At 66.0% G+C, this 13,043-nt stretch carries 10 protein-coding genes and 1 tRNA gene; 6 read left to right on the top strand and 5 right to left on the bottom strand.

Going from position 1 to position 13,043, the window contains the following annotated elements:
- Positions 1-138 precede the first annotated feature (138 nt).
- The 3 genes from ACFPME_RS08715 to ACFPME_RS08705 all read left to right on the top strand — a co-directional run bounded on the left by ACFPME_RS08715 (position 139) and on the right by ACFPME_RS08705 (position 3,682).
- The gene (locus ACFPME_RS08715) at positions 139-1,851 is read left to right on the top strand and encodes a sulfatase-like hydrolase/transferase (protein ID WP_377304223.1); all 1,713 of its coding nucleotides are present in this window, start codon (positions 139-141) and stop codon (positions 1,849-1,851) included.
- A 164-nt stretch (positions 1,852-2,015) separates the two neighbouring features.
- A complete protein-coding gene (locus tag ACFPME_RS08710; protein ID WP_377304221.1) occupies positions 2,016-2,264 on the top strand; it encodes a hypothetical protein in 249 nt (82 codons plus the stop codon).
- A 149-nt stretch (positions 2,265-2,413) separates the two neighbouring features.
- The gene (locus ACFPME_RS08705; protein WP_377304219.1) at positions 2,414-3,682 is read left to right on the top strand and encodes a sterol desaturase family protein; all 1,269 of its coding nucleotides are present in this window, start codon (positions 2,414-2,416) and stop codon (positions 3,680-3,682) included.
- Positions 3,683-3,691: 9 nt separating this feature from the next.
- On the opposite strand, the gene ACFPME_RS08700 is transcribed toward ACFPME_RS08705, so the two are convergent.
- Positions 3,692-4,576 carry a class I SAM-dependent methyltransferase gene (locus ACFPME_RS08700; protein WP_377304216.1) on the bottom strand — a complete coding sequence of 295 codons (885 nt, stop codon included), beginning with the start codon at positions 4,574-4,576 and terminating at the stop codon, positions 3,692-3,694.
- Positions 4,577-4,692: 116 nt separating this feature from the next.
- Here ACFPME_RS08700 and ACFPME_RS08695 point away from each other — a divergent pair, with 116 nt between their 5' ends.
- Entirely contained in the window at positions 4,693-6,204 is a 1,512-nt protein-coding gene (locus tag ACFPME_RS08695; protein WP_377304214.1) for an amino acid permease, read from the top strand.
- 9 nt (positions 6,205-6,213) lie between these two features.
- Here the strand turns inward: ACFPME_RS08695 and ACFPME_RS08690 are convergent, their stop codons facing one another.
- Positions 6,214-7,296, bottom strand: a complete 1,083-nt coding sequence (locus tag ACFPME_RS08690) for a GGDEF domain-containing protein (RefSeq protein ID WP_377304212.1) — start codon at positions 7,294-7,296, stop codon at positions 6,214-6,216.
- 339 nt (positions 7,297-7,635) lie between these two features.
- On the opposite strand from ACFPME_RS08690, the gene ACFPME_RS08685 reads away from it, so the two are divergent.
- A complete protein-coding gene (locus tag ACFPME_RS08685; protein WP_377304210.1) occupies positions 7,636-9,534 on the top strand; it encodes a M61 family metallopeptidase in 1,899 nt (632 codons plus the stop codon).
- A gap of 170 nt (positions 9,535-9,704) precedes the next feature.
- Positions 9,705-9,781: transfer RNA gene (locus ACFPME_RS08680), tRNA-Arg, on the top strand.
- A gap of 250 nt (positions 9,782-10,031) precedes the next feature.
- Here ACFPME_RS08680 and rsmB read toward each other — a convergent pair.
- Genes rsmB through def form a run of 3 tightly spaced genes read right to left on the bottom strand, consistent with a single transcriptional unit; the run spans position 10,032 to position 12,858 of the window.
- Positions 10,032-11,414, bottom strand: coding sequence for a 16S rRNA (cytosine(967)-C(5))-methyltransferase RsmB (rsmB, locus tag ACFPME_RS08675; RefSeq protein ID WP_377304208.1), 1,383 nt, complete (start codon positions 11,412-11,414; stop codon positions 10,032-10,034).
- Positions 11,411-12,352 (bottom strand): methionyl-tRNA formyltransferase, encoded by a 942-nt coding sequence (gene fmt, locus ACFPME_RS08670; protein ID WP_377304206.1) that lies wholly within the window; start codon positions 12,350-12,352, stop codon positions 11,411-11,413. Before fmt ends, rsmB begins: the two co-directional genes overlap by 4 nt.
- Positions 12,349-12,858: a peptide deformylase gene (gene def, locus ACFPME_RS08665; RefSeq protein WP_377304204.1), complete on the bottom strand. Its 510-nt coding sequence runs from the start codon at positions 12,856-12,858 to the stop codon at positions 12,349-12,351. Before def ends, fmt begins: the two co-directional genes overlap by 4 nt.
- Positions 12,859-13,043 lie beyond the last annotated feature (185 nt).

Below are 13,043 nucleotides of genomic sequence, written 5' to 3'. Positions count from 1 at the left end.
CCGCCCGTTTGCGTCTCGTCCGCCGCCTCGATGCCCAACGCCAGTGGAACGGCGTGGCGGACGCGCCTGTCTGCTGCCGGCGCAAGACCGTAAGATGGCATTCCAGTGACATCGGGTCCTGCAGGGGGGCTCTCCATCATGCGTCGACTGTCTACAAGCCAGGTCCGGGTTACCGCGGTGTCGCTTTGTGCGGTGGCCTTTTTCGCCGGCTGCATCGCGCTGACGGCCTGGCAGGAACCGTTTCCGATGCAGCGCGCCTTCATCGTCGGCCTGATGCTGTGCACGTTTGGCGCGCTGCTGTTCGTGCTGGCGCGGTTCGCCACGGCGCTGCTGGTCGGCGGCGCGCTGTTCGTGGCGCTGAAATTCATTTCGGTGATGAAGCTGCGCTACCTCGATTCGCAGCTGATGCCATCGGATTTCATCTATTACGTACGCAGCAGCCTGGTCGACACCCTGCGGCATTACCCGCACATGTACTCGCTGGGCATCGGCCTGTGCGTGCTCATGCCGCCGCTGCTGTACCTGGTATGGCGTTGGGACTGGCGCGTGCTGGCCGGCCTGCGGCCGCCGGTGGCCACCGGCGTGCGCATCGGCGGCATCGCGCTCAGCGCGCTGGCGTTCTGGCTGTGCATGCTGCCCACCGGCCTGTTTGCGCAGGTGCATTCGCGCAACGTGTGGGAGAAGCTGTCCGACGATGCGCAGCTGACGAACTTCTTCGTCAATTTCCGTGACTCGGACGTGCAGCTGCCGGACATGAGCAGCGATGCCGAAGCCGAGCAGGCGTGGGGCACCACGGCGGCGGGTACGCCCGGCATCGCGCGGGCGGCGTATCCGGACATCGTGCAGGTGCTGGAGGAAAGCACCTTCGATCCGTCGTTCTATACCGCCTGCAACGTGCCGCAGTGCCGGGTGGCGATGTTCCAGCCGGATGCGCGAACCCGCGCGTCCGGCGTGCTGCGCGTGCACACGTTTGGCGGCGGCACCTGGGTCAGCGAGTTCGCCGCGCTGACCGGCATGCCGCAGGACATCTTCGGCCCCGGCGGCATGTATGCGCCCTACGTGCTGGCGCCGAAGGTGCACGACGCGCTGGCGCTGCAGCTGCGCCGGCTCGGTTACCTGACGATCGGCATCTATCCCACCGAAGCCAGTTTCATCAACGGCAGCAACGCGTATCAGGCCTACGGTTTCGATCACCTGTACGGCGCCAGCGAGCTGGGGCTGGAAGAGTGGGAGGAGAGCGACGCGCAGATGTTCGGCGCGGCCAAACGCGTCTACGACAAGATCAGGAAGCCGGGGCAGCCGGTATTCATCATGATCCTGACGCTGAACCAGCATGGTCCGCACGACAATGACCCGATGTCGGAACTGCGCAAGCCGTTCCGCAACCTGCTGCGCGGATTGTCACCCGGCGCGGCGCTCAACTTCGACACCTACCTGTCGCGGCTGCACGATTCCGACATCGCCATGCGCGGGCTGGAACACGATTTCCTCGACCGGCCGCAGTCGACCGTGCTGCTGCATTTCGGCGATCACCAGCCGTCGTTCGACGGACAGATCCGCAAGCTGCAGCGCAGGCTGCCGCCTGCGCTGCAGCCGTACCACGATTACCTCACCTACTACATGCTGAAAAGCAACTTCGTCGGCACGCCGATCCCGAACTACCCGATGCTGGATATCGCCTTCCTGCCGAGCATGGTGCTGCAGGCGGCCGGCGTGCCGACCGATCCGTATTTCTCCGCGGCCACCGCGCTGCGCTCGCGCTGCAATGGCCTGTACGACGATTGCGCCGTGCCCGGCCTGCTGGCGTCCTACCATGCGTGGACGATCGGCCGGCTGCACGTCTATCAGTGAGGATGACGCCAGAGCGCGGAAAGCCGATCCTCTGGAATGACCGGCAGGGTCAGTTGTTGCCTCGTTCGGTTCGTGGCGGCGGCGGGCATTCCCGGTGACCGCCGGGTCAAGCCGGTCGCCGGGCGCCCCGCGGCACTGGCAGGCGTCTTGCTTGGCCTTGCTGCATGAACCACCCATTCCATCACCCCGTGTCCACCGAAGACGGGCCGGAGCGTTGCCGGCCACCGCTGGACGAGACAGCGCTGGAGCGGCGGATGCGTGAACTCGGGCTCTCCAGCGGAGCCCGGCGCTTCCTGCGCGATCTGCATGTGGCCGAGAAACAGCTCAACCAGGCTTTCAACCTGGCCCGCCAGGGTGGTGGGCTGGAGCAGCGGATCAGTCAGGTGTATCGCGAGATGTACAGGGCGGATTGAGGATCGCCAGCGCGCCGGCCCAGCCGCGACGGGGAGCCGCTTCCGTACGGCGATTTCGTGGTGGCGAGGATGCCGCCGACGTATGATCGGGACCGGTGGTGGATCGCGTGCCTGGTGCAGCGCGACCACGCTGATCGAGGCGCAGCGCAGTGAATACGCAGGAACTCATCATCACCTGGGCCACGCCGGTGTTCTTCCTGTTGATCGGGATCGAGCTGCTGGTGGCAAGGTTGCGCGGCCGGCACGCGTACGCCAGTGGCGATGCGGTCAGCAGCATCGGGCTGGGGGTGATCTCGCAGGTCGTGGGCGTGTTCAGCAAGCTGCTGACGCTGGGCATCTACGCATGGTGCGTCGAGCATCTGGCGCTGTTCACGCTGCCAGCGGACAGTCTGTGGGTATGGGCCGGCGCCTTGCTGCTGTACGACTTCTGCTACTACTGGCTGCACCGCATGGGGCACGAGGTGAACATCCTTTGGGCCGCGCACGTGGTGCACCACCAGAGCGAGCACTACAACCTGTCCACCGCGTTGCGCCAGACCGGCAGCGGCGTGTTGCTGGGCTGGCTGTTCTACCTGCCGATGGCGGTGCTCGGGGTACCGCTGAAGGTGTTCGTGGTGGTGGCGCTGGTCGACCTGCTGTACCAGTTCTGGGTGCACACCGAGCAGATCGGCCGGCTCGGCTGGTTCGATCGCGTGTTCTGCTCGCCGTCCAACCATCGCGCGCACCACGCGGTGAATGACCGCTACCTCGACCGCAATTACGGCGGCATCCTGATCGTGTGGGACCGCTTGTTCGGCAGCTTCGTCGAGGAAGACGACAGCGACCCGCCGGTGTACGGCACACGCTCGCCGCTGCGCAGCTGGAATCCGCTGTGGGCGAATGCCGAGGTGTACTGGAAGACGGCGCTGGATGCGTGGCGCGCGCGGCGCTGGCGCGACAAACTTCTGGTGTGGCTGAAACCACCGGGCTGGCGGCCGGCGGACGTGGCGGCGCGCTTTCCGCAACCGGCCTTCGTGATGCCAGTGGAGCGCTTCGATCCGCCGCTGTGGCCGGCGATGAAGCTCTATGTGCTGCTGCAGTTCGCGCTGCTCCTGGGCATGGCCACGCAGTTCCTCGGTATGGCCAGCACGGCCAGCCTGCCGGCCCTGCTGGCCTACGCGGCGTATCTGGTGGCTGGCCTGAGTGTGCTTGGAGCGTTGATGGAGGCGCGTCCGCTGGCGCGATGGGCGGAGGCTGTGCGCGTACTCGCCACGGCCGCGGTGCCCCTGCTCAGCGGTGGCTGGTTCGGCATCAGCCACCTGGACGGCCCTGTGGCGCTGGCGATCGCCGCGGTGTTCGGCCTCAGTGCACTGGCGCTGTTCTGTGTGTTCGACGCGCAGCGCGCTGGTAGCTTCGCTGACAAATCTGCCCACGGTTGAGCGCGCGGCTCACTGGGGCGGCGATAACTTCTCGATCCAGAGGCTGCCACCAGTCAGCAGGGTACCGCCCAGCGCCTCCGTCACCGCGTGTGGCAGGCAGATGGAGGCATAGGCGCTGCCGAAAAGTACGCGGAAATGGTTGGCACCGAACTGTAGCAACGCGCGCACCAGGTACTGCTCGTTCCATGAGCGGCCTTCGCAAACCCATGATTTCGGGTATTCATGTGGTAGGAAGATGTCGTGGAAGTGGATGCGCACCCCGGCCGATAGGCGCGGCAGAATGTCGAACACCAGCGCGTTGACGTCCGAGCCGGTCTTCACCACGTGAGACGAATCAATGAACAGAATGTCGCCCGCCTGCAAATCGGCAAAGTGGCCGGAGGCAACATCCTGTGCCTTCTGTTCGATCAGCGTGATGCCACGCGTACCCAGACGCCGCATGAACGACCGTGGATACGGTTCGATCGAGGTGATCTGGGTGGCGCCGCCGAGCAGGCGCCGATTGACGTCTTCCATCAGCAATGTCGAATAGCCCGAGCCGACCTCGATGATGCGGGCTGGCCGCCATAGCTGCATCAGCGCAAAAAGCATGCGGGCATCCAGATGGCCAAATTGGCTGTTGCCGTCGTAGAACTCATCTAGCTTCGCATCGGCCGTACCCTTTGCCGGATAGCTGTATTGGGCGAGGAAGGGTGCGCACGCTGCAAGCAGCGCGGCTTGTTCGTGAGCATGGAAGTTGATGCCGATATCTTGCGGGTCCGGGTGCCAGAATGTATCGCCTCGCTGGATGACGTCGATCACGTCAACCAAGGGCGAGTAGAAGCTCGGATGGGTAGCTAAAGCACCCTTCAGTGCCCTGAGCTTCCTGCGCAGTTTGCCGGCAAGAGAATTCACGCATCGCGTCCTCGCTGAAATAAACCGCAAAGTATAGTCCCCGACAGGGGCGCAAGGCGTGGAGGCAAAACCGAGCGTATTCGCTATGATCGCCGCTTGCTTCCAGGGGTCATGCGATGAGTTTCTTCAGCAAGCTGGTGCGCCACAAGACGGTCGAGCAGCTGCAGGCAGAGGTCGGCTCGCGTGGCGATTTCCGTCGCGTGCTGGGCTTGTGGCAACTCACCGCGATCGGCATCGGCGGCATCATCGGCGTCGGCATCTTCGTGCTGGCCGGCCAGCAGGCGGCGACCAATGCCGGCCCGGCGGTGGCGCTGAGCTTCATCATCGCCGGCCTCGGCAGTGCGTGCGCCGCGCTGTGCTATGCCGAGTTCGCCGGGCTGATCCCGGTCACCGGCAGCGCCTATACCTATGGTTACGCAGTGCTGGGCGAGTTGGTCGCCTGGATCATCGGCTGGGACCTTCTGCTGGAGTACGCACTGGTAGTCGCGGTGGTCGCGATCGGCTGGTCCGGCTACGTGCAGGTGCTGCTGAACTCGTCCGGCGTGCACTTGCCGGAGTGGGCCCAGCAGAGCATGAGCGCCCAGACGATGCAGTACTACCTGCAGCAGTTCTTCGGGACGCATGGCGGCGGCGCGATCGCCGCGCCCAGCGATGGCCATCGCTTCAACGTGATAGCCGCTGGCGTATCGGTGGCGGTGGCGATCCTGCTCACGGTGCGTACCGAATGGGGCGCGCGTTTCAACACGGCGGTGGTGGCGATCAAGGTGATCGGCGTGCTGCTGGTGGTGCTGGTTGGCGTGTTCTACATCAATCCGGCGAACTGGCATCCTTTCATTCCCGCGCGCGTCGTCGACACCACCACCGGTATCGGTCATTTCGGCTGGCAGGGCGTGCTGACCGGCGCCAGCGTGGTGTTCTTTGCGGTGTTCGGCTACGACACGCTGACCACCGCGGCGGAAGAATCGAAACACCCGCAGCGCGACCTGCCGCGCGCGGTGCTGCTGTCGCTGGCGATCGCGATGGTGCTGTATATCGCGGTGTCGCTGGTGCTCACCGGCATCGTGCCGTACGGCACGCTCGGTGGTGAGGCGTCGGTGTCCGATGCGTTCGAGTCGATCGGCCTGCACTGGATCAGCATCATCATCGCGGTCGCCGCGGTGATCGGCGTCACCAGCGTGCTGTTCGCCTTCATGCTGGGGGCGGCGCGGATCTGGTTCGCGCTGGCGCGCGACGGCCTGCTGCCGGCGTGGTTCGCCAGGGTCAATCCGCGCTTCGGCACGCCGGCAAGGCCAACCATGATCCTGGGATTGTTTACGGCACTGGTAGCCGGCCTGTTGCCGATCGGCGAGGTAGCCGAGCTGGTCAACATCGGCACACTAAGCGCCTTCATCATCATTTGTGGCTCGATCATGCTGCTGCGCGTGCGCCGTCCCGAGCTGCAGCGCAATTTCCGTACGCCGGCGGTGTGGTTCACCGCACCGCTGGGCATCGTGTTTTCCGCCGTGCTGATTTATGGATTGCCGTGGATCACCTACGAGCGCTTCATCCTCTGGATGGCGATCGGCTGCGTGATCTATTTCGCCTACGGCATCCGCCACAGCAAGCTGGCGCAGGCGGGCGGGGCGTAAAGGCGCCCGTCAACCGCCGGCAGCGCAGACGATGCGGTCGCGCCCTTCGCGCTTGGCCTTGCGCATGGCCTGATCCGCGCGCGCCAGCAGCGCTTCGAGGCCTTCATCTGCGTCACGGCATTCGGCGATGCCGATGCTGACGGTGAGCGGGCCGTCGGGGCGCTGGATCGTGCGTATGGTCAGTTGCAGTCTTTCGCCGCGCTGCTGAGCTTGCAGCTGATCGATGCCTGGCAGCAGCAGTGCGAACTCCTCGCCGCCGATGCGGCCGATCAGATCGCCCGGGCGCGTCTGCGCGCGCAGGGTCGCGGCCAGCGCAATGAGCGCTGCGTCGCCGGCGGCGTGACCATGGTCGTCGTTGAGCTGCTTGAAGTGGTCGGCGTCCAGGTACAGCATGCACACCGGCTTCTGCTGACTGTGGATGGCGCCCAGCGCCAGCCGCGCCAGTTCCAGGAAGCGGTTGCGCAGCAGCAGGCCGGTAAGACCGTCGGTATTGGCCTGCTCGCGCAGTTGCCGCTCCAGTCGGAACTGCTCGAACAGCGTGCGCGCCATGAACGCGCGCAGCACCGCAGACAGTGAAATGGCGATCGCCATGTAAACCAGATACTGCACGATGTGCACGCTGGTGGCGGCGCCGAACAGCAGCACCGGCAGCGGGCCCAGCGCGCATAGAGCCATGGCGATGGCGAAATCCCAACGCTCCAGCCAGATGACCGACGACGCCACCGGCAGCAGCAAGCCCGGGATGACCCATGGCTGTCCCGGCGCACGGCCGGCGCTGTTGAGGTTGATCCCGATTTCCAGCAGCAGCACGCACAGCAGCGCCAGCCCGCTGAGCAGCCGCGGCCGCCGCGCTTTTCTGGCGGCTGCGGCCACCAGCAGCAGGGGCAGCAGCAACGACAACCGCAGCAGCAGGGGTATCGGCGAACTGTGTATCAAGGTGCTGGCGACCGCCGCCGCGCCATAGCACAGCGTGGCCATCAGCATCAGCGCATGGATCATCGGCCCCATCTGCTGCGCCAGGTAATGGCGGTACTGGCGGCGTTGATCGGGGGCGGGGGGACGCCGCCGGTGTTCGGGAAACAGCAGATACATACGGATCTCGGGGACAGGGGCGGGAACGGGCCCGGCTTCCACGTGATCGGCGTCCATTCGATCAGCTTCAGTCGGCCGGCTTGCCGTGAGCCGAGCAAGATGGGTGCCATGAGCGCGCGGCCTGTCCGCAGCGGGAGTGGTTGCGGTTCACGGTCATGACCTTCGGCATGGGTTAAGCGCGGGCCCGGCGGTCTAGCATCGCCGTCTGGATTCATGCCGCGACAGCCTGTGGTGGTGTGGATTTCCGCAGCCCACCGGGCCTCGTTCGATTCGCGCCGTCGTTTTCTGCGGCTCGTGCGGCAGAGCTCGCCGCGCCCACCTTTCCCCTCGGAGAACGCATTGAAAGCCACCCGCCTCGCTACCGCCCTTGCCACCGCTGCCCTGGGGCTGGCCAGTTTCGCCGCGCTTGCCGATGTCCCGGCGCCGCAGGATGTGCCGTATCAGGGCACCCTGAAGATCAGCGTGGACGCCACGGATGTGACGCATCGCATCTTCCGCGTGCATGAAACGCTGCCGGTGGCGGCCGGACCCCTCACGCTGCTGTATCCGCAGTGGCTGCCGGGCAACCACTCGCCGACCGGCCCGATCGACAAGATGGCTGGCCTGGTGGTGAAGGCGAACGGCCAGGTGCTGCCGTGGACGCGCGATCCGCTCAATGTCTATGCGTTCCATATCGACGTCCCGCAAGGCGCGTCCAGCGTGGAGGTGACGTTCCAGTTCCTGTCGCCGCAGGATCGCAATCAGGGCCGCGTGGTGATGACCCCGGAAATGCTCAACATGCAGTGGAACGCGGTCACCATGTATCCGGCCGGCCATTACGCCCGCCAGATCAACACCGAGGCCAGCGTGAAGCTGCCGTCCGGCTGGCAGGCAGGCACTGCGCTGGAAGTGGCCTCGAAGGATGGCGACACGCTCCACTTCAAGCCGATCAACTACGACGACCTGGTCGATTCGCCGATCTATGCGGGCAAGTACTTCAAGCGCGTGGATCTGGACCCGGGCGCCAAGGCGCCGGTGTACCTGAGCATCGTGGCCGACGACGCGAAGTACCTGGAGATCAAGCCGGAGCAGATCAAGCCATTCCGCAACCTGGTGCAGCAGATGTACAAGATGTACGGCGCGCACCATTACGACCACTACGATTTCCTGGTCTCGCTGAGCGACAAGATGAGCGGCAACGGCCTGGAGCATCACCGCTCGAGCGAGGACGGTACCTCGGCCGACTTCTTCACCGAGTGGAAGAAGAACGCTCTGTCCCGCGACCTGTTCTCGCACGAGTTCAACCATTCGTGGGATGGCAAGTACCGCCGCGGCGCCGATCTGGCCACGCCCAACTTCAACGTGCCGATGAGCGACACCCTGCTGTGGGTGTACGAGGGCCAGACGCAGTTCTGGGGTCAGGTGATGGCCGCGCGCTCGGGCCTGTGGGATGCCGATCAGGCGCACGACATGTGGGCGTTCACCGCCGCGACCTACGACAAGGGCCGCCCCGGCCTGGCCAGTTTCCGCAATGTGCAGGACACCACCAACGATCCGGTGATCGCGCAGCGCGCGCCACTGCCGTATCGCAACTACCAGGCCAGCGAAGACTACTATTCTGCCGGCCAGATGATCTGGCTCGAGGTCGACGGCAAGCTGCGCGAGCTCAGTGGCGGCAAGAAGAGCATCGACGATTTCGGCAAGGCGTTCTTCGGCATGGAGAACGGCAAGTGGGACGTCAACACCTACACCTTCGAGGACGTGGTCAAGACGCTCAACGACATCGCGCCGTACGACTGGACGAAATATCTGCGCACGCGTCTGGACGGCCATGGCCCGCTCACGGGCGGCATCGAGTCGCATGGCTGGAAGCTGGTCTACACCGACAAGCCGTCTGATGCCGTGAAGGCGATCGAGTCGCGCCGCCACACCGCCGATCTGACCTATTCGCTCGGCCTCTCGATCGGCAAGGAAGGCGCCATCGGCGACGTGCTGTGGGACGGCCCGGCGTTCAAGGCCGGCATCTCGCCGGGCATGACCGTGGTCGCGGTGAACAGCCAGGATTACGACGCCGATGCTTTGAAAGACGCCGTCACCGCTGCCGCCAAAGACAAGAGCCAGCCGATCGAACTGCTGGTGAAGAACTTCAACGAGTACAAGACCGTACGCATCGACTACCACGACGGCCTGAAGTACCCGCACCTGGTCCGCGACACCAGCAGGCCTGACACGCTGACCACGCTGCTCAAGGCACGCTGAGCCACGGTTTTCCCCTCCTTCTCCCGCAGGGCAGAAGGAGGGGTGAGGGCGGGCGCGCATGTCGGGCTGCAACGGAAAGGCCGGCCCAGCCGCATGCCCGCCCCGCGACATCTCGGCTATACTGCGCTCCCCGCGCTGCCGGCCCTGGCTTGGCAGCGCGCGGCATGCATGCGCCCGTAGCTCAGCTGGATAGAGTACTGCCCTCCGAAGGCAGGGGTCGTGGGTTCGAATCCCGCCGGGCGCACCAATCAAGCACGTGCCAGCAGCTCAGCGGGCAGGTTCCCACCGGGCGGGCTGGAAGGCGCTCGCGCACACATCGGCACTTCCATTCCGGAATGCGCATCGCGTGTCGGGCGCGTTCACGGGAGTCCTCCCGCGTGCCGCTTCGGCTGGCTTCATCCATCGATATCGCGGCGTCGCCGGTGCCGGGTGCGGCCGACGGGACCTTCTCGGGCCGAGGTCGCACGCCGCGGCCATGCTTCATCAGGTTCCGGCTGTCACGAGGCCGGGCGGATGGCCGCCGGGGCAGTCCCGTCAGGGGATCCTGGCTGCGGATCCTTCCGAACCACCGCGTAGTACATGCCATCGAGGTCGCCGTCGCCAGGCAGGATCTGCCAGCCGATCGCGGCGGCCTGACCGGCGGGCAATGCGAATGGCACGGCATGCGCGTCGGGCTGGTCGTTCAACAGTTCCGCCACGATGGCCTCGTTCTCCGCACGCAGCACCGAGCAGGTGATGTAGATCAGCCGGCCGCCCGGCGCCAGCAGGGGCCACAGCGCAGACAGGATGCGTCGCTGCTGTGCGTGCATGGCGGCGATGTCGCTTTCGCGTCGGTGCAGCCGGACGTCCGGTCGCCGGCGCAGCACGCCGGTGGCCGAACACGGCGCATCGATCAGGATGCGGTCGAACGGTTGCCCATGCCACCAGCCCTTCGGCGCGCCGGCGTCGCCGATCACGATCTTTGCGTTGAGCCGCAGCCGCATCAAATTCTGCCGGATGCGCTCGGCGCGGGCGGCATCCATTTCGAGCGCGGTCAGATCGATGTCGGCGCGTTCGAGCAGGTGGCAGGCCTTGCCGCCGGGCGCGGCGCAGGCATCGAGTACGCGCAGGCCATCGTGCAGATCGGCCAGGTCAGCCGCCACCTGGGCGGCGCCGTCCTGTACGGCGAACCGGCCGTCCTCGAAACCGGGCATGCGGGTGACGTCGACGCTATGCGGCAACACCAACGCGTCGCTGAGCCAGGGATGGATTTCGGCCGTATAGCCGGCTGTTTGCCATTGCCCGATCAGCACGTCGCGCTCGGCGCGTTGGCGATTGACGCGCAGCATCAAGGGCGGCTCGCGGTTGTCGGCGGCCATCACCGCCTCGGCTTGCGCCGGCCAGTCGCGCTGCAACGCCGCGGCCAGCCACGCCGGATGCGCGTGGCGGGTTTGTGGTCTGGCATCCAGTTTGGCGATCAGCGCTACACGCTCGCGCTGCCAACGCCGCAGCACGGCATTGACCAGTCCCGCCAGTTGCGGTCGCTGCAAGGCACGGACGGCCTCGACGGTGGCCGCCACGGCGGCGTAATCCTGCAGCTCGAGAATCTCCAGCTGCACCAGTCCGAGCACCAGCAGGGCATGGATGGCCGGATCCTTGTGGCGCAGGGATTTCTCCAGCAAGCCGTCGATGGCGGCATCGAAGCGCAGCCACCAGCGCGCCCCTTCGCTGAGCAGGGCCATCAGCAGGGCACGGTCGCGCGGATCGGACAGGCGCGGCGCGTAGCGCTCCATCACATCACGCAGCGAAGCACCCCTCAGTGCGACCTCGGCGAGCCCCTTGGCGGCGAGGGCGCGGGTATCGGCTTTCGTCGGGCCGGACCTTGTCGGCGCGGCTTTCATCGAAGCTGGCGCAATTCGGGGCGGGCGTTGAGGTAGTCGATCGCACCGATGCGTTTGCCGCCCGCGCGTTGCACCGCGGTGACCCGCAAAGCGCCGACGCCGCAGGCGAGATCGATGCCGTCGCGGCCGGCGGCCAGCACGCTGCCCGGTGTGCTGCGATGATCGACGGTGAGGGCGTGCGCAGCCCAGATCCGCAACGGCTCGCCGGCAATCTCGCCCTCGGCCACGGGCCAGGGATCGAATGCGCGCACTTGTTGCTCCAGCTCCAGCGCGGAGCGGCCGAAATCGAGCTTCGCCTCGGCCTTGTCCAGCTTGTGCGCGTAGGTGACACCATCTTCCGCCTGCGGCGTGGCGATGAGCACCTCGCCAGCCAGCGTGCGGCGCAAACCTTCCGCCAGCACCTCGGCGCCCAGCCCGGCGAGGCGATCATGCAGTGAGCCGCCAGTGTCTTCGCGGCCAATCGGCGTGCGTCGCTGCAATAACACCGGACCGGTATCCAGGCCCGCTTCCATCTGCATCAGGTCCACGCCGCTTTCGCTGTCGCCGGCAAGAATCGCCCGCTGGATCGGCGCCGCTCCGCGCCAGCGCGGCAGCAGGCTGGCGTGCACGTTCCAGCAGCCAAGCCGCGGCATGGCCAACACCTTGCGCGGCAGGATCAGGCCGTAGGCCACGACCACCAGCAAGTCCGGCCGGTACGCGGCAAGCACACGCTGCGCCTCGCTGGACTTCAGCGATTCGGGTTGTTCGACCGCGATGCCGGCCGCCAGCGCCGCCTGCTTGACCGGGCTGGGCGTGAGCTTGCGACCGCGACCAGCGGGGCGGTCGGGCTGGGTGTAGACGGCCACCATCTCGGCGCCGCTGGCGCGGCAGGCTTCAAGACACGGTACGGCGAATTCGGGAGTGCCGGCGAAGACCAGCCGCAGGCCTGCGCCGCTCAAGCACTCGCCGCCTGCTTGCGCTGTTTGTCGAGCCGCTTCAGCAGCAGCGCGCGCTTCAGCGATGACAGGTAATCCACGAATACCTTGCCTTCCAGGTGATCCATCTCATGCTGGATGCAGACCGCCAGTGGGCCTTCGGCCTCGACGATGATCTCGTTGCCTTCGACGTCCTGCGCGCGCACCTTCACGCTCAATGCCCGGGTCACGTCGGCATACAGGCCGGGAAACGACAGGCAGCCTTCCTGATAGACCTGCGAGCCACTTTTCTCCAGGATCTGCGCGTTGATCAGCGCGAGCGGCTGCTTGCGGTCGTCGCTCATGTCGGCGACCAGCACGCGTTGATGCACGTTGACCTGGGTGGCGGCCAGACCGACGCCGTTGGCGGCGTACATGGTCTCGAACAGGTCGGCCACGAACTGCTTGAGCGGCGCGTCGAAGGTGCGAACCGGCTCGGCGCGGGTGCGCAGCCGGGGGTCGGGAAATTCGAGGATGGACAGGATGGACATGAAATTCGCCTTGGCGTCGGAACTGCGGGCGGTTTGGTAAAAAGCCGCCGTCGACGCGATCTAGAATGTGCATCATTGTACGTCGGCAAACACACGAGTACAGACGATTTTTGCCAACTCGCGCCTGTTGCGCGCGTTAACCTTTCGGTTACACTCGCCCGAGCATCTGGGGAAGGGGGATTCCC

Origin of the sequence: Rhodanobacter umsongensis, assembly GCF_042654965.1 — a bacterium.
Classification (GTDB): Bacteria; Pseudomonadota; Gammaproteobacteria; order Xanthomonadales; family Rhodanobacteraceae; genus Rhodanobacter; species Rhodanobacter umsongensis.
This window is presented reverse-complemented; position numbering and strand designations above follow the sequence as displayed.